The organism is Streptomyces sp. NPDC057702 (assembly GCF_042799315.1).
In the GTDB taxonomy this organism is placed as follows: Bacteria; Actinomycetota; Actinomycetes; order Streptomycetales; family Streptomycetaceae; genus Streptomyces.
This window is the reverse complement of sequence record NZ_JBHVJC010000028.1, coordinates 1-15,906: the sequence shown is the minus strand read 5'-3', so window position 1 is coordinate 15,906 and position 15,906 is coordinate 1. Positions and strand designations below refer to the sequence as shown.

The window sequence follows — 15,906 nt, the reverse complement described above, 5'->3', positions numbered from 1 at the left end:
CTCCACGTCGTCAGGCCCGCAACGCCCGGACCTGCTATTTAGGTAAGCCTAACCTTGCTTTTTCGTTTGCTTCAAGGGCCGAAAAGGAGTGCTGGTTCACATCGCCGCGCGTCGGCACGCGCTAACGCCGGCCCTCGCCACGTCGGTTGAACAGCACCCAGGCCAGATAGAGTCCGCCCAGGACCGCCGTCGTCACCCCCACCGGCAACTGCGTGTCGCGCTGACTCTCGTCGACCACCGCGAGCCAGGACACCCGGTCCCCCACCCAGGCCAGTACGGCGAAGAACTGGTTGGAGGCCAGGTGCGCGGCCGACAACAGCGCGGCCCCGGTCACGCCGGCGGCGGCCAGGCTCACCCCGGGCGAGCGGGTCAGCCGGGCGGCGATCTGCGGGGCGGCCAGCGCCACGAAGGGCACCGGCCCCGCGCTGGCCACCGCGACCGCGCACAGCCCGATGCCGAGCACCGTCAGCGCCAGCCGCGTCCGGTCCACCCGCATCCCCAGGCCGCTGGCCAGCTCGTCCCCCAGCTCCAGCATCCGCAGCTGCCGCCCCAGGAGCACCGTCGCCGGCAGCAACACCACCAGCGCGACGGCCATGGTCTGCACCGATGCCCAGGTCCGGCCGTTGAGCGTGCCGATCAGCCAGATGTGCGCGTTCTGCGCGTTGTTGAGGGTGGAGCGGGTGAGGAGGTAGGAGTTGACCGAGCCGAGCATCGCGGTCACCCCGAGCCCGATGAGCACCAACCGCACCCCGTGCACCCCGCCCTTGCTGGCCAGCACGTACACCACCAGCGCGGTCAGCAGTCCGCCACCGATGGCGCCCGCGGCCACCTGCCCGGCGCTGCCGCCGAAGGCCACGATGACCGCGATCGCGCCGGTGGCCGCGCCGCTGTTGAAGCCGATGACGTCCGGGCTGGCCAGCGGGTTGCGCGACAGGCTCTGGAAGACGGCCCCGCTCATCCCCAGGGCCCCGCCCACCAGGATCGCCAGCAGCGCCTGCGGCAACCGCTCCTGGTTGACGAAGTGCACCGCCAGCCGCTCGCCGGTGCCCACGAACAGGGCGCGCGCCACGTCGGGCACGGCCACCGGGTACGCGCCCACGCACAGGCTCACGGTCAGCAGCGCCGCGCTGAGCAGCAGGCCCGCCCCGCACACCCAGGCGGTGCGCGGATGCGTACGGAAGGAGAGGCGTCCCGACCACAGGCTCACCGGTCGCGTGCCCGCCCCACGGGCGGCTCGTGCCCGCTCGGCGGGCTCGGCCCTGGTCGCCGTCACAGCGACACCTCCCTGCGGCGCCGCACCATGGCGATGAACACCGGCGCCCCGATCACGGCGGTCACCGCGCCCACCTCCAACTCACCCTCCGGCAGCACGACGCGCCCCACGATGTCGGCACCCAGCAGCAGACAGGCCGCGAGCAGCATCGAGTACGGCAGCACCCAGCGCAGGTCGGGCCCGGTCAGCCAGCGGGCCACCAGCGGAATGACCAGGCCCACGAAGCCGATCGGCCCGGCGGCGGCGGTGGCCGTACCGGCGAGCAGGGTCACCGCCACCACCCCCAGCAGTCGGGTCCGCGCGATCCTGGCGCCGAGCGCCCGCCCCAGGTCGTCCCCCAGCGCCAGGGCGTTCAGCGGGCGGGCCAGCAGCAGTGCGATCGCCAGCCCCACCGTCACGAACGGCACCATCTGCGAGGCCAGGTCCGGGGACCGGCCGGCCAGCGAGCCGACCATCCAGAACCGCAGGTAGTCGTAGGTGGCCGCGTCGAAGACGGTCAGTCCGGCGATCAGTCCGCTCAGGCTGGCGCTGATCGCGGCCCCGGCCAGCGCCAGCCGCACGGGCGAGGCGCCGCCGCGCCCGGAAGCGCCCAGGACGTAGACGACGACCGTGGTCAGGGCCGCGCCGGCGAAGGAGAACCAGATCAGCGTCGCGTAGCCGCTGACGCCCACCACGCCCAGCCCGAACACCACGGCGGCCGACGCGCCGGCGTTGACCCCGAGCAGCCCCGGGTCGGCCAGCGGGTTGCGGGTCAGTGACTGCATGATCGCCCCGGCCGCCCCCAGTCCGGCGCCGACCATCAGCCCCACCATGGTGCGCGGCAGCCGCAGCTGACGGATGACCTCGGTGGTGTACGAGCCGTCGTCGGACCACAGCGCCCGCCACACCTCGGCCAGCGAGGTGTCCTTGGCGCCGATCCAGGTGCTGAGCACCGTCAGCAGCAGGAGCAGTCCGGCCAGGGCCAGCAGGCCACCGCCCCGCAGGGCGGCGCGACCGGCGCCGCCCTCGGACGCGGCCCCCCGGCCCCCGCCGGCGCGGGCCCGGTCAGGGCCCGGGGTGGGGCGCCCGGGCGTCGGTGGCGAGGAGGCCACGGCGCCCGGGGCGGAGACCGGGCCGGTCGGCCCGGCGGTTGGCTGTGCCACGGTGGTGACTCACCCTGCCGTTTCCGGCTGGTCGCGCAGGTAGCCGCCCATGGTGCGGAAGTAGTCGGTGGCCGCCCACTCCGTGCCGTCCTCGGTGCGTACGCGCGTCAGCAGCAGACCGCGACCGCGACCGCGCCGGGCCTCGGGGCCGGCGACGATCACCACGCCGTCGCCCTCCTTGATGAAGACGCGGCCGGGCGTACCCCCGTAGCTGCCTTTCGAGAGCTCGGCGGCCACGATCCGCAGCCGCTGTCCCCGGTGGTAGGTGAAGGCGTTGGGGTACGGGTCGGACTGCGCGCGCACCAGGCGCTCCAGGTCCTCCACCGGCCAGGTCCAGTCGATCCGGCTGTCCTCCAGGGCGCGCTTGTGGAAGAAGCTGGCCTGGGTGGGGTCCTGCGGCGTCCACTCCGCCTTGCCCGAGTCGATCAGCTCCAGCGCCTCGGTGACGATCGGGGCGATCAGGTCGACCGTGGCGTGGAAGAGGTCGGTGGCGGTGTCGGTGGGCCCCACCGGGACCGAGCGCTGGAGCAGGATGTCACCGGCGTCCAACGTGGCGTCCATCCGGTGCGCGGTGACGCCGACTTCGGGTTCGCCGTTGATCAGCGCCCAGATGATCGGCGAGAAGCCGGCATAGCCAGGCAGCAGCGAATCGTGCACGTTGAGGGTGCCGTACCGGGGCAGATCGAAGATCTCCGGCGGAATCCAGGTGCGCCAGTTGTTGGCGACGATCAGGTCGGGGGCTATCTCGCCGAGGGTGCGGGCCAGTTCGGCGTCGGGTCGGTTGGCCAGCACCACGGGCACCCCGTGTTCGGCCGCCAGGTCGGCCACCGAGTCGTCCCAGACCTTCTCGTACACGTGGTCGCTCTTGGGGTGTGTCACCACCAGGCACACCTCGTGGCCCGAGTCCAGCAGCGCTCGCAGGGTGCGATGCCCCCACGTCTGGTAGCCGAACATGGCGATCCGCATACAGCAGCTCCCTTGGAGTGGGATGACGCTCCGTCATACGTCAACCGGGGTGGTGTGACCAGAACGAGCCACACCGTCGTTGCAAGGCAAGGCTAACCTTACCTAGGATTGCCCCGGCTAGGGAGGCGATGCTGCGTTGAACCATGTCAGCCGCGACACGGAAACCATCTATGACCTGCTAGGAATCGGCTTTGGGCCGTCCAACCTGGCGCTTGCCATAGCGATCGAGGAGCACAACACTCACGCCAGGACCCAGGACCGTATCCGCGCCCGATTCCTGGAGAAACAGGCCACGTTCGGCTGGCACCGGGGGATGCTCATCGACGACGCGACCATGCAGGTGTCCTTTCCCAAGGACCTGGTCACCATGCGGGACCCCACCAGCGACTACAGCTTTCTGTACTACCTGAAGGAACAGGGACGGCTGGTCGACTTCCTCAACCAGAAGACCCTCTTCCCGCTCCGCATCGAGTTCCACGACTACTTCGAGTGGGCGGCGGGCCGCCTGGCGCACCTGGTCGACTACGCGGCCGAGGTCGTCGCGGTGACACCGGTCACCATCGACGGCGAGGTCCGCTACTTCGACGTGACCAGCCGCGCGGGCGGAAGCCTGCACGTGCGACGGACCAGGGACATCTGCGTGGCCACCGGCATGCGACACCGGCTGCCCGAAGGCGCCCCGTCCTCCGAGCGGGTGCTGCACAACCGCGATCTGGTGCCCCGGGTGGCCGAGTTGGCGGGCGCCCCGCTACGCCGAGTGGTCGTGTTGGGCGCCGGCCAGTCCGCCGCCGAGACCGTCGGCTACCTGCACCGCGCCTTCCCCGAGGCCGAGGTGTGCGCGGTGTTCGCCAAGTACGGCTACACACCGGCCGACGACAGCCCGTTCGCCAACCGAATCTTCGACCCGGAGGCCGTCGACGCGTACTACCAGGCGCCGAACGAGGTCAAGGAGTCGCTCCTTGGCTACCACCGCTCCACCAACTACTCCGCTGTGGACATCGAGTTGATCGAGTCCCTGTACCGCACCCAGTACCAGGAGCGCGTCCAGGGCAAGGAACGGCTGCGGATGCTCAACGTCTCCCGGCTGCGCGCCGTGGAGTCGGACACCGACGGGCTGCGCGTGACCGTGGAGTTCCTGCCCACCGGCGAGCAACAGGTCCTGGAAGCCGACTTGTTGGTGTACGCCACGGGCTATCTGCCGCCCGACCCGGGGACGTTGCTCGGCGAGGCGGGTGCGCTCTGTCACCGTGACGAGGAGGGCGCGCTGCGCGTCGACCGCGACCACAGGGTCGCCGTCGCCGATCACGTGCGGGCGGGGATCTACCTCCAGGGCTCCACCGAACACACCCACGGCATCACCTCGACCCTGCTGTCCCACACGGCCGTCAGGGTGGGCGAGATACTCGACTCGGTGCTCAGCCGCCAGCACAAGCCGGAGCCGTCCAAGCCACGGGTGTGACCCGAACGGCACCCCCGGCACCACAGGCGCGATGCCAGGGCGGGGGTGCCAGGTCAGGTCGGGGGGCGGACGTCGGGTGAGGGTGGCGTCGGGCACGAGAGGCCACCGTCGCCCGGCGGCCGGACCACCGGTCAGACCCACGCGCCGGTACGCGGCCCGCGCCCACCCCCGCACCGGGAGGGGCACGGGCCGCGCCGGGGTGACCCACCCCCCGGTTTCGGCCCGCGCCGCACCGGGCACAGCCCGCGCGGGCACGCCGCCGTGCCCGCCACCCCGGGCAAGCGCCCCGTCAGCCAAGGCGAGCGACATGCTCGATCCACGACTCACCCACGCCACCGTCCACACCATGGACGCGGCCCACCCCAGGGCCCGCACCCCGGGCATCTGGCGGGGCCGGATCGTCGGCGTGGACGAGGCGGTCGCCAGGCCGCCGGCCGCGCGCGAGGTGGACCTGGCCGGCGCCACCGTGCTGCCCGGCTTCGTCGACGCCCACGTCCACCTGGCCTGGACCGGCCTGGCCGCCCGCGCCACCAGCGTCGCGGCCCAGACCACCGCGCACGACGTCCTCGCCGTCGTCCGCCGGGCCGCCCAGCGCACGCCACCGGACGCCTGGGGGGACGTCGCCGACTACGACCAGCGCCCGCTCGGTCGGACACCTGGCCGACTGGCAGCTCGCCATCCACGCCGTCGGCGACCGGGGAGTGGACGGTGGCCCTGGCCGCGCTGGCCGAGGCGCAGCGGGTCAGGCCGCGCCCCCGCGCGCGGCACCGCATCGAGCACGCCGGCCTCGTCCGCCCCGACCAACTCCCCCGCTTCGCGCGCGTGGGCGCGACCGCCGTCGTCCAACCGGTCCTGTGGAGCTTCGGCGACGACTACGCGCGGCTCGTGGGCCCCGAGCGAGCCGGCTGGCTCTACCGGGGCCGCGCCTTCCGCGACCACGGCATCCCGCTCGCCGGCAGCTCGGACCGACCCGTCACGGTCGGCGCCCCGCTGCGGGCCATCCAGTTCAGGGTCGAGCGCCGCTCACGCGAAGGCCGCGTCATCGGCGCGGAGGAGGGACTCTCGGTAGGGGAGGCGCTGCGCGCGTACACCGTGGACGCCGCCCGCGCCTGCCACTGGGCGGACACGCTGGGCAGCATCGCCCCCGGCCACCACGCCGACCTGGTCGTCCTGGCCGACGACCCGCACCAGGTGGCCCCTCCCGCATCGGCGACATCGAGATCCTGGCCACCCTCTCGGCCGGCGCGCCGGTGTACGGCGGTGCGGGTCTCGACCTGACCTGACGGCGGCCGGGCAGGGCGCGGGCCCCCCTCCCGCACGCGTACGACGGGACGGACCCCGGGCCCGGTCGGGGCTCAGGCCGGGCGCGCGCCGGTGGCGGCGACGAGGCTCGCGAGCGATTCGCGGGTGAGGGCCAGGCGGTCCATCTCCTGGTCCATGCCCCGCAGTCGCGTGAGGAGCAGCGGGCCCAGGCACGGCTCGATCTCCTCGTCGCTGCCGCAGACGCAACCGAGGATCTCGCCGATGATCCGCGTGGACAGGCCGGCGTCGAGGAACTGGCGAATACGCCGCACGAGGAGCGGCGCGTCCGGGCCGTAGACGCGGTGTCCGCCCGGGGTGCGCTCCGAGGCGAGCAGCCCCTGCTCCTCGTAGTAGCGCAGCAGGCGCACACTCACCCCCGTCCGCGCCGACAGCTCGCCGATCTTCATGTCACCACCCACGGCGTCCAACGTGATCCCCCTCACGGCCGCTTGAATCTCTCACCGATGTCACGTCATAGCGTCCCGGTCATGACGAACACCACGTACGACACGACCACTGAACCTACAACCTCGCAGTTCAGCCCCGTCTTCCGGGTCGGCGGTGACCTGGAGGTCAGCCGCGTCGGATACGGCGCCATGCGGCTGGCCGACGCGCCGGACGCCCCCGGCGGCATGGCGGCACCCATCTGGACGGCGCCGACCGACCGGGCCGCGGCGATCACCCTCCTGCGCACGGCCGTCGACCTCGGCGTGAACCTGATCGACACGGCGGACGCCTACGCGCTCGGCGCGGGCGAGGAGGTGATCGCCGAGGCCCTCCACCCGCGCCGCGACGACCTGGTGGTCGCCACGAAGGTCGGCGTGGTCCGGCCGTCGCCCACCGAGTGGGTGACGCTCGGGCATCCCGCCTATCTGCGCCAGCAGGCCGAGTTGAGTCTGCGCAGGCTGCGTACCGACCGCATCGACCTGCTCTATCTGCACCGCGTCGACCCGAACGTCCCTCTGGCCGAGCAGGTCGGCGCCCTCGCCCGGTTGCGCGAGGAGGGCAAGGTGCGCCACGTCGGCCTGTCCGAGGTGACGGTCGCGCAGGTGGAGGAGGCCGAGCGAACCACACCGATCGCGGCCGTGCAGAACATGTACAACCTGGCGACCCGCGACCACGAGGAGGTTCTGACCCACACGGCGGCCAAGGGCATCGCGTTCGTGCCGTTCTTCCCCGTCGCGACCGGCACCCATGCCCGGCAGGACGGCCCGCTCGCCGAGGTCGCGGCGCGACTTGGCGCCACGCCCGCGCAGACAGCCCTGGCCTGGCTTCTGCACCGCGCACCCCACGTCCTGCCGATCCCGGGCACCCGGTCGGTCGCGCACCTGACCGAGAACGTCGAAGCCCTGGGCCTACGTCTGACGGAAGACCAGTTCCACCGCGTGCAGGCCGCCGGGACCACGCCCCAGCCGACGGCCGGGTGACCCCCACCACCCAGGCGCCGCCATGGTCACCTCGGCCAGGTCACGCCCTCCACCGGGGCACCCCGGCCCCAGCCCCACTCGTCCCTGCCCACCGCCGGTCACCCCGGCGACGGGCAGGGGCCAGGCCCGACTCCGGCCCCTCCGCTCACAGACCGGCATCGTCCCCCACCCTCGGGGGAGCCTGGCCCACGGGCCGTCAACGACGGCGCGCGGTCAGCAGCCAGGCGAGATCGATCACCGCGATCGCGCCCCAGATCCAGCGGACGACGCCTCCGGCCGGCGCCAGCGCCGTGGCCAGGACACCCAACCCGACGGTGCCCAGCACGACCCCGGCGTTACGCCTCCCCGCCAGCGACCTGCGCAGGGGACCCGGTTCGGCCAGCCGGTCGGCCAGATAGGCGTCGAAGGCTTCCGCGACCTGATCGTCGATCTCGTCCCGCATCCGGGCATCCAGCCGGTCAGACACGGACGGCCCCCCGTCGCGCCACGGCCGCCGGAACCGGAGAAGGCCCTGGCGGCCGGAGCGCGGCGACGGCACACCATGTCGCCACGGGCAGCTCCAGCGCACAGGCCAGCGTCACCGACAGGGCCACGTCGCGCCCGGCTGTCATGACGTCGAACCAGGCGTCGACCAGGAGCAACACGGCCGTCGCGATCAGAGCCAGCGGCGCCCGGTTGCCGCCACGCCGCACCAGCACCGCCGACGTCAGCAGAGCGGCGATCTCCAACGCGTCGAAGCCGACCCAGGCGACCCGCCAGTGTCGCGCGGAGTAGGAGTCCGGCAGCGTTATCCACAGCACCGCGAGCCACGGCACCAGCGCCACCCCCGCGGCCAGTACCACCCGCCCGACCAGGTCGTCCCGCATCCTCACCCCCAGCGTCCCGGCACCCGTTGGCACCTTCCGGAACCAACGTAACGACTGCAGAGATATTCTGCAAACATTCTCTGCGGTAGCCGAGAGCCTGCGCACTATGCTGGCCGGCATGGTCGAGCGCCCCGAGACGAGAGTGCTCACCGGCCCGGACCTCAAAGCCTTCTACAAGGCCCTGTCCAACCCGGTGCGCCGCGACATCCTGAGCTACCTCGGAGAGCACGGCGAGGCCAACTCCACCAGCGTCGCCAAAGCACTCGGCGAGAGCACCGGCACCACCAGCTACCACCTGCGCAAACTCGCCGATCTCCAGCTGATCGCCGAGATCGAGGAACGCTCCACGGGCCGGGAACGCTGGTGGAGGTCGCTCATGACGGACATCTTCACGCCACCGGGTCTGGAGCTGACGGCCGACGAACGCGAGGCCGCGGTGAAGATCGGCGCGCTCAAGATGACCCACGACCTGAACCTGACCGTGAGCGCGTACACCGGGTACGACTCCTCCGGGGGCTGGAACCAGATCCAGCGCTCGGGGCTGCGCATGACCAGGGAGCAGGTCGCCACGTTCGTCGAGGAGTACCAGGCGCTGCTGCGCAAGTACCAGACCGAACCCGGCGACCACCCGCCCGACGCACGGCAGGTGGCCGTACGCCTGCTGGTCGTACCCGACGAAGGCCCCCGGCCCACCCTGCCGACCGAGCCGGCCGACGACTAGCGCCGCGCCCGCCCGCCGTGGGCGGGGCGACACGACGTACCTCTCCCGCCGAGCGGCATGGCTTCCCGAGCCTCGCGCGAACACGTACCCCGCCACCGTCCCGCCGCCGGCGACCGCGCGCGGGCTCACGTTGACTCCGGCGACACCCTGAGCGGATCGTGACGTCGAAGGAGCGGTGGGTGGTCCCGTTCGTGGGACGGTTGGCCGGCGAACACGTGCTGGAGACCATCGAGGCGATCAGATCAGAGCCATCCGGAACTCGCGGTCCCGGGCTCGGCCCAGCGCCGCGTCTACGGGGAGTTCACCGCTCCGAAACCGGCGCGCGCACGGAGCGTCGTGTGGTGAGCTACTGGTCGTGCTACCACCGCTGGAAGCACAGGGCGTTCGAGACGTCTCCCGGATCCGTCCTGCCGGCAGCGTTCCGGGCCGCCGTGGTGGAACAGACGGGCGCGCGGTGGCCGCGACACACGCCGCGCCCCGCTGGCGGACGCGGGTGAGGGAGCTGTCTGGGTCCGGCGACGGCGCTGTCGGACAGGGTGTCGCGACCGCCTCCGTCGGGCCCCCCGGGCCCGCCGCGCGCCGCTCAGGTGACCTCGCGCGCCAGCACACGCCACACCCCGTGCCGAGTGGGTGCCGGGTTCAGCCGTGGGAGCCCGGCGCCGGCCGCGCTGAGGCGTCTTCTGGCCACGGGGCCGCGACGTGGCGGGGCGGGCGCGTTCTCACCCCTGGCCGATCCCCTCGAACCACGTCGGCCCACCCGCGGTGGCCTGCTTGATCCGGTGGATCGCGAACTCCTCCACCTCCGGCAGGGCGTCCAGCTCGAACCAGCCGACCTCCAGGCTCTCGTCGTCGTTGACCCGGGCCTCGCCGCCCGTGGCACGCGCGACGAAGCAGATGTCCACGAACTGGCAGACGTCGCCGTTGGGGTAGGTGACCGGCTTCTCCTGGCTCTGCACCAGGACGACGCGCTCGGGCACGCAGTGCACCGCCGTCTCCTCGAACACCTCCCGCACCGCCGTGTGCGCCGGCTGCTCGCCGGGCTCGCTGATGCCGCCGATGATGGACCAGCGGCCGGTGTCCACCCGGCGGGCCAGGAGCACGCGACCGTCGGCGTCGAAGACGACGGCGCTGACGGCGGGCAGCAGGAGCAACTGGTGGCCGGCGCTGACCCGCAGGGTCCGGAGAAACTCGGGGATAGCCATGCGCCGAGCGTAGGCCCCCGTCCACCGCCACTCCGGAGGCGGGGGGTCCGCCCCCGGCACGCCGGAGGCGGCGTGCGGGACCCGCACACACCGTCGCCGCATCGTTTCTGCGCAGGATGTCCACAACGTTCGCCACACCCGCTACGGTGGCCCAAAGTCCAAGCCCGCAGGCGACGTTCGTCCCCGCCGCGCGGTGCCCGCTTCGACTCGGGGGGTCGACGGGGTGGTCTCTTCGGCCGTATCTCCGGTGATCACGGCGCGCCATCGGTCCGACCGTGCCGGCGTGGTGGTGCTCGGCGCGTGCGTCGCCTGGGCGCTGTTGTGCGCGGCCGGGCGTCCCACCCGGCCGGAGGGGATGGTGCTGGCGGTGCTGGCGGTGGCGGCGGGGTACGCGGGCGGTCGGGTCGCCGGGGCGCTGTTGCCGGTGGCCGCGCCCGCCGCGGCGGGCGTGGTCGGCCTCGGGCTCGTCCTGGCCACACCCCATTCGGGGCAGCCCACCGCGCCGGGCCCGGCGGGGCTGATGGTGGCCTACGCGGCGCTCGCGGTCGGCGCCGCCTGCTGCGCGGGCTGGGCGAGTACGGCGCCGGCGGTCCGGGTCGGGTGCGCGCTGCTCGCCGTCGCCGTCGTGGTCGCCGCCTTCGGCGTGGGCTCGGTACCCGGTGGCCTCGCCGGGTCCACCGTCGCCCTGTTCTCGCTGGCGGCGCGCAGGCCACGGCGGGCGCTGGGCCTCGCCGGGTTCGCCCTGTGCGCCGTGCTGGCCGTCAGCGCCTCCTGGGCCACGGCCGAACGCGCGCTGCCCGCGGGGTTGTCCTCCTCGCTTCAGGGCCAGCTCACCGACCAGCGGGTGCACCTGTGGCAGGACGCGATCGACATCGCCGCCGGCCATCCGGGGCGCGGCGCGGGCCCCGGCCGGTTCGCCGAGCTGAGCCCGACCGCGCGGCAGGCGGCGGAGCCGGCGAGCCGACCCTACTCGGCGCCCTTCCAGCAGGCCGCCGAGCAGGGAGTGCCCGGGGTCGCGCTGCTGGCCGCGGCCTTCGGCTGGATGTTGTACGCGCTGCGCTGCTCGACCCGTACGACTCCGGTGGTGCTCACGGCGGGGGCGGCCCTGACCGCGCTCGCGGTGGCGGCGACCGTCGGCAACGCGCTGAGCTTCTCCGAGGTCACCGCGGGCGCCGGGCTGCTGGCCGGCGTGGCCACGGCCCACCTGGTCAGCGAGGACGCGAGCGCTCGCAGACAGTGCTCGCCCACCGGCTGACACCGGCACACCCGACCGTGGCGCGGAGCGCCGCACTCGAAGGGGCAGCCGGGCCCGGCCCGCCCTCCGTCCGCGCCCTCGCCGCGCCGGCCGGCGCCCGAGCCGGGCCGCACCGACGTCGGCAGCGGTCGCCCCGGGGGCGACACGCCCCCGCGCCAGGGGGGCGGCCACCCCCCGAGGGCCGAGGGCCACGGGGGGAAACCGGACACCGACCCCACCATCCCACCGCCGAACCAGCGGCCACGGCAGCGGACGGCACACTCGCCACGCCGTCCGCCGGCCGCACACCGCGGCGGCCCCCACACCACACCGCACACCCCCACGCGGCACAGGGCCGCACATCGCGGCACGACACCACACAGCACCACACGGCACCACACAGGGCGGCGGGAGGCGGTCCCGCGTAGCCACGCGTCCGCCCGCGCGCGCCCGCGACGAGCGGGCGGGGTCAGGCGGGTGAGGGGCGGCCTCGGTGGCCGTGTCGCAGGCCCAGGCGTTCGCGGATGACCCGTACGGCGGCCTCCGCGTCGTCGACCGTCACCGTGAACGTCCGGCCGTCGCCGAGCCGTACCACCAGGCCCTCGCCGCGCCTGACCACCACGGCGGTGCCCTGCTCGGGCCGCCAGCGGTAGCCCCAGCCACCCCAGTGGCGCGGGGTGACCCGGGGCGCGAACTCGGCCCCGATCACCTGCTCCAGCGGGATGCGGCAGCGCGGCAGCCCGATGTGGCCGCAGCGCACCTCCAGGGCCTCGGCGTCCACCCGCACGGCCACGTGGACGAAGGCCAGCGTGCCGAACAGCATGAGCAGCCCGGCCGCGACACAGCCGATCACCGACATCAGCAGCGGGGCGAGGCCGGGGGTCCAGGCGGAGTCCACGGCCAGCTCGATTCCCAGCGCCATGCACGCCGCGCCGACGGCGGCCAGCGCCCACTGCAACCGGTTGGTCGCCCGCCCGGTCCACACCTGCGCGGGTTGCCCTGCGTCCCGCGACGGATCGTCCTGGGAGTGGTGCCTCATGCTGTGCAGCGTACGCGCGCCACCCCCGCCGGGCAGCGCCGTGGCGGGCGACGCGCCACCCGCCCGGCCGACGGCGGACGCGCGGACAACGCGTCCGGCGGACGGCGCCCGCCGGATCAGGCAGCTCCCACCGGGACGAGCTGCGCGCCCTCCGGGTAGGCCAGCGCCTCGGCCGGCAGCGCGGACTCGCGCCCGCTGAGCAACACCGTCAGGGTCCCGGTGGGGGCCGCGTCCGGGGCGGGCTGGGCGCCGATGCGGCGCAGCGCCTGCGCGGCCACCGCGTCGGCGGAGCCGAAGAGCGTGACCGGCGTGGCGGCCCTGGCCTGGACGGCGGCGCGGATGCGGTCGGCGAGGAGTTCGTAGTGGGTGCAGCCGAGCACGACGGCGCGTACGCCCGGTGGAGTGAGCTGGGCGGCCACCGCGATGGCGGCGTCGATGGCCTGGTCGTCGGCGTGCTGTACGGCGTCGGCGAGGCCGGGGCAGGGCACCTCGGTGACGCTGACCCGTGCCGCGAAGTCGCGGATCAGCCGGGTCTGGTACGGGCTGCCGGTCGTCGCCGGCGTCGCCCAGATGGCCACCGGGCCGCCGGCCACGGCGGCGGGCTTGATCGCCGGTACGGTGCCGACGACCGGCAGCGTGGGCTCCAGCTCGGCGCGCAGCGCGGGCAGCGCGTGGACGGAGGCGGTGTTGCAGGCGACGATCAGCGCGTCGGGGCGGTGCGCGGCGGCGGCCCTGCCGACGGCCAGCGCGTGCGCGACGATGTCCTCGCTCGTACGCGGCCCCCAGGGCATCCCGTCCGGGTCACTGGACAGGACGAGATCCGCGTCGGGACGCAGGCGGTGCACGGCGGCGGCAGCCGCCAGCAGGCCGAGACCGGAGTCCATGAGCGCGATCTTCACTGCCATGCCGTCTCGCCATCTCCGGTCACTCGCTGGGCGGACCCGGTCGCTGCGACACCGGCGGCGGCCCGTGGCCCCGTGCGACACGCCACCTGAGCGCGGCACCCGGCCACCCTAGTCGATCGCTCCCCCGGCCCCGCCGCCGGCGGTGGGGCGGGGCGCCCTGGCGCGAGCGGCCGAGCCCGCGCGCCCCGGCCCCGGTGGTGTGGGCCTCGTGCCCGACGGGGTCCTGGCCGACACCCGGGACTGGGGTGAGCGGGCGCCACGGTCACCGGCGGTGAGCGCGGCGCACCGGATCGCGGGCGATGCCCCCGTACACGGCGTTCACTGGGGCAGACTGCGCAAGGTGAGCGCGCTTACCTGGATCGCCCTGGTCTCGCTGGCCGCCTGGGGGTGGCTGCTCCTGGGGCAGGGACTGTTCTGGCGTACGGACATCCGCCTACCACGGCGTCACGACCCGGCGCGGGAGGACTGGCCCACCGTGGCCCTGATCGTCCCCGCGCGGGACGAGGCCGAGGTCCTGCCCGTGAGCCTGCCCTCCCTGCTGGAGCAGGACTACCCGGGCCGCGCCGTGGTCTTCCTGATCGACGACGGCAGCACCGACGGCACCGCCAAGATCGCCCGCGAGCTGGCGGCCGACTGCGAACAGGGGCTGCCGCTGGTGGTGGCCTCGCCCGGGGAGCCGGCCCCCGGGTGGACCGGCAAGCTGTGGGCGGTACGGCACGGCATCGCGCTGGCCCGGGCCCAGCTCGAACCGGAGTTCCTGCTGCTGACCGACGCGGACATCGCCCACGAGCCCGACAGCCTGCGGGAGTTGGTGCGCGCCGCCCGCTCGCGCGATCTGGACCTGGTCTCGCAGATGGCGCGGCTGCGGGTGGCCACCGGGTGGGAGCGGTTGATCGTCCCGGCGTTCGTGTACTTCTTCGCGCAGCTCTACCCCTTCCGCTGGGTCAACCGGCCCGGGGCGCGGACCGCGGCGGCGGCCGGCGGCTGTGTACTGCTGCGCACCGAGGCCGCCGAGCGGGCGCGCGTCCCCGAGAGCATCCGCCAGTCGGTGATCGACGACGTGGCCCTGGCGCGGGCGGTCAAGCGCGCCGGGCCGCCGCGCCCGGCACCCGGCCCGGGGGCGTCGGTGGCCGCGCCGGCCGGGCGGGCGACCGGCGGGCGCGTCTGGCTGGGCCTGGCGGAGCGGGTGGACAGCGTGCGGCCCTACCCGCACCTGGGCGAGCTGTGGCGGATGGTCTCGCGGAGCGCGTACGCCCAACTGCGCCACAACCCGGCGCTGCTGGCGGCGACCGTGGTCGGGCTCGCCGTGGTCTACCTCGTTCCCCCGGTGGCGGTGGGCGTCGGGGCGCTGCGGGGGGCGCGGGTGATGTGGCTGGCCGGCGCCCTGGCCTGGGCGGTGATGGCCGGCACCTTCCTGCCGATGCTGCGCTACTACCGGCTCTCGCCGTGGTGGGCGCCGCTGCTGCCGTTCACGGCGGCGCTGTACCTGCTCATGACGGTGGATTCGGCGATCCAGCACTACCGGGGCCGGGGCGCGGCCTGGAAGGGGCGTACCTACGCCCGTCCCAAGGCCGCGCCGTGAGCGGGGCGGGGCCGCGCCCGCGCGACGCGCCCGGCCCCGACGTCACGTGGACGTCACTTGCGGCCCGGCGTCCAGTTCATGCCCCAGCCGTACGCGTGGTCCAGGGTCCGCTGGGGGCTGACACCCCGGTCGGGCACCAGGTAGCGGGCCTCGCGCTGGACGACGAGGTCGCCGTTGTTGTTGGTGATCAGGGCCAGCGCGCACACGTTGGAGGGCACGGTGCACTCGTCGAGCGAGAAGTCCACCGGTGCGCCGTGCTGCGGGCTGAGGGTGACGGTCGCGTTGAGGTTGGCGAAGCTGCGGGCGCCCTCGTAGATCGTGACGAAGACCAGGATGCGGCGGAAGACGTCCTTGGCGTCCAGGTTGATCGTCAGGTTCTCGCCCTCGGTGCGGGCGCCGGTGCGGTCGTCCGCGTCCAGGTGGATGAACGGCGGCTGGTGCAGGGCGCCGAAGGAGTTGCCCAGCGCCTGGACGACGCCCTTGGTGCCGTCGGCGAGTTCGAAGAACGCGCCGAGGTCGAGGTCGAGGTCGGAGTGCATGGCCATGACCTTGCCCAGCTTCTGGCCCCAGCTCTTGAACTGCTTGTGCACCTGCCAGTTGAGGTTCACGCGCATGACGCCCGAGGTGCCGCCCTGCTTGGTGAGCGAGACGGTGGGCGCCTCCTTGGTCAGGGTGACCTTCGTCAGCCGCACGGGAGCGCCGGTGGGGGCCGGGGCCGCGGGCGCGGGCGGCGCGGCGGGCGCGGCCGGGGCGACGGGCGGCGGGGGCGGCAGCGGAGCGGCGGGGGC

At 74.0% G+C, this 15,906-nt stretch carries 14 protein-coding genes and 2 pseudogenes; 6 read left to right on the top strand and 10 right to left on the bottom strand.

Annotation, left to right across the window (positions count from 1 at the left end; translation table 11 throughout):
• Positions 1-121 precede the first annotated feature (121 nt).
• The 3 genes from ACFVFR_RS21765 to ACFVFR_RS21755 are packed head-to-tail and all read right to left on the bottom strand — an operon-like array spanning position 122 to position 3,381.
• Positions 122-1,273, bottom strand: a complete 1,152-nt coding sequence (locus ACFVFR_RS21765) for a FecCD family ABC transporter permease (protein WP_383704179.1) — start codon at positions 1,271-1,273, stop codon at positions 122-124.
• Positions 1,270-2,364: a FecCD family ABC transporter permease gene (locus ACFVFR_RS21760; protein ID WP_383704279.1), complete on the bottom strand. Its 1,095-nt coding sequence runs from the start codon at positions 2,362-2,364 to the stop codon at positions 1,270-1,272. The genes ACFVFR_RS21765 and ACFVFR_RS21760 overlap by 4 nt, the downstream gene beginning before the upstream one ends.
• Positions 2,365-2,424: 60 nt before the next feature.
• Positions 2,425-3,381: a methionyl-tRNA formyltransferase gene (locus ACFVFR_RS21755; protein ID WP_383704177.1), complete on the bottom strand. Its 957-nt coding sequence runs from the start codon at positions 3,379-3,381 to the stop codon at positions 2,425-2,427.
• Positions 3,382-3,517: 136 nt separating this feature from the next.
• On the opposite strand from ACFVFR_RS21755, the gene ACFVFR_RS21750 reads away from it, so the two are divergent.
• Both ACFVFR_RS21750 and ACFVFR_RS21745 read left to right on the top strand, forming a co-directional pair.
• Positions 3,518-4,840 carry a lysine N(6)-hydroxylase/L-ornithine N(5)-oxygenase family protein gene (locus ACFVFR_RS21750; RefSeq protein WP_383704175.1) on the top strand — a complete coding sequence of 441 codons (1,323 nt, stop codon included), beginning with the start codon at positions 3,518-3,520 and terminating at the stop codon, positions 4,838-4,840.
• A 307-nt stretch (positions 4,841-5,147) separates the two neighbouring features.
• Positions 5,148-6,123 (top strand): annotated as a pseudogene (locus ACFVFR_RS21745) (amidohydrolase family protein).
• Between the two features lie 72 nt (positions 6,124-6,195).
• Here ACFVFR_RS21745 and ACFVFR_RS21740 read toward each other — a convergent pair.
• The gene (locus ACFVFR_RS21740) at positions 6,196-6,561 is read right to left on the bottom strand and encodes a MerR family transcriptional regulator (RefSeq protein WP_383704173.1); all 366 of its coding nucleotides are present in this window, start codon (positions 6,559-6,561) and stop codon (positions 6,196-6,198) included.
• A 69-nt stretch (positions 6,562-6,630) separates the two neighbouring features.
• Here ACFVFR_RS21740 and ACFVFR_RS21735 point away from each other — a divergent pair, with 69 nt between their 5' ends.
• Positions 6,631-7,569, top strand: coding sequence for an aldo/keto reductase (locus ACFVFR_RS21735; protein WP_383704171.1), 939 nt, complete (start codon positions 6,631-6,633; stop codon positions 7,567-7,569).
• 196 nt (positions 7,570-7,765) lie between these two features.
• On the opposite strand, the gene ACFVFR_RS21730 is transcribed toward ACFVFR_RS21735, so the two are convergent.
• Positions 7,766-8,035 carry a hypothetical protein gene (locus tag ACFVFR_RS21730; RefSeq protein ID WP_383704169.1) on the bottom strand — a complete coding sequence of 90 codons (270 nt, stop codon included), beginning with the start codon at positions 8,033-8,035 and terminating at the stop codon, positions 7,766-7,768.
• Complete coding sequence (locus ACFVFR_RS21725) at positions 8,028-8,435, bottom strand: hypothetical protein (RefSeq protein ID WP_383704167.1); 408 nt, start codon at positions 8,433-8,435, stop codon at positions 8,028-8,030. Before ACFVFR_RS21725 ends, ACFVFR_RS21730 begins: the two co-directional genes overlap by 8 nt.
• A 118-nt stretch (positions 8,436-8,553) precedes the next feature.
• On the opposite strand from ACFVFR_RS21725, the gene ACFVFR_RS21720 reads away from it, so the two are divergent.
• Positions 8,554-9,156: a helix-turn-helix domain-containing protein gene (locus ACFVFR_RS21720; protein ID WP_383704165.1), complete on the top strand. Its 603-nt coding sequence runs from the start codon at positions 8,554-8,556 to the stop codon at positions 9,154-9,156.
• Between the two features lie 719 nt (positions 9,157-9,875).
• On the opposite strand, the gene ACFVFR_RS21715 is transcribed toward ACFVFR_RS21720, so the two are convergent.
• Positions 9,876-10,358, bottom strand: a complete 483-nt coding sequence (locus tag ACFVFR_RS21715; protein ID WP_383704163.1) for an NUDIX domain-containing protein — start codon at positions 10,356-10,358, stop codon at positions 9,876-9,878.
• Between the two features lie 283 nt (positions 10,359-10,641).
• Here ACFVFR_RS21715 and ACFVFR_RS21710 point away from each other — a divergent pair, with 283 nt between their 5' ends.
• Positions 10,642-11,613 (top strand): O-antigen ligase family protein, encoded by a 972-nt coding sequence (locus ACFVFR_RS21710; protein ID WP_383704161.1) that lies wholly within the window; start codon positions 10,642-10,644, stop codon positions 11,611-11,613.
• A gap of 448 nt (positions 11,614-12,061) precedes the next feature.
• Here the strand turns inward: ACFVFR_RS21710 and ACFVFR_RS21705 are convergent, their stop codons facing one another.
• Both ACFVFR_RS21705 and ACFVFR_RS21700 read right to left on the bottom strand, forming a co-directional pair.
• A complete protein-coding gene (locus tag ACFVFR_RS21705) occupies positions 12,062-12,631 on the bottom strand; it encodes a hypothetical protein (RefSeq protein ID WP_383704159.1) in 570 nt (189 codons plus the stop codon).
• A gap of 116 nt (positions 12,632-12,747) precedes the next feature.
• The gene (locus ACFVFR_RS21700) at positions 12,748-13,530 is read right to left on the bottom strand and encodes a glutamate racemase (RefSeq protein WP_383704277.1); all 783 of its coding nucleotides are present in this window, start codon (positions 13,528-13,530) and stop codon (positions 12,748-12,750) included.
• Between the two features lie 346 nt (positions 13,531-13,876).
• Here ACFVFR_RS21700 and ACFVFR_RS21695 point away from each other — a divergent pair, with 346 nt between their 5' ends.
• Positions 13,877-15,118: a glycosyltransferase gene (locus ACFVFR_RS21695; protein ID WP_383704156.1), complete on the top strand. Its 1,242-nt coding sequence runs from the start codon at positions 13,877-13,879 to the stop codon at positions 15,116-15,118.
• Positions 15,119-15,171: 53 nt separating this feature from the next.
• On the opposite strand, the pseudogene ACFVFR_RS21690 reads toward ACFVFR_RS21695, so the two are convergent.
• Positions 15,172-15,906: pseudogene (locus ACFVFR_RS21690) on the bottom strand (Tellurium resistance); the annotation flags it as partial.

Bases quoted from the DNA above. Each gene is read 5' to 3' on its own strand.
- ACFVFR_RS21735 (WP_383704171.1), top strand. From the start codon at position 6,631: ATGACGAACACCACGTACGACACGACCACTGAACCTACAACCTCGCAG.
- ACFVFR_RS21725 (WP_383704167.1), bottom strand. From the start codon at position 8,435: ATGCGGGACGACCTGGTCGGGCGGGTGGTACTGGCCGCGGGGGTGGCG.
- ACFVFR_RS21705 (WP_383704159.1), bottom strand. From the start codon at position 12,631: ATGAGGCACCACTCCCAGGACGATCCGTCGCGGGACGCAGGGCAACCC.
- ACFVFR_RS21720 (WP_383704165.1), top strand. From the start codon at position 8,554: ATGGTCGAGCGCCCCGAGACGAGAGTGCTCACCGGCCCGGACCTCAAA.
- ACFVFR_RS21715 (WP_383704163.1), bottom strand. From the start codon at position 10,358: ATGGCTATCCCCGAGTTTCTCCGGACCCTGCGGGTCAGCGCCGGCCAC.
- ACFVFR_RS21755 (WP_383704177.1), bottom strand. From the start codon at position 3,381: ATGCGGATCGCCATGTTCGGCTACCAGACGTGGGGGCATCGCACCCTG.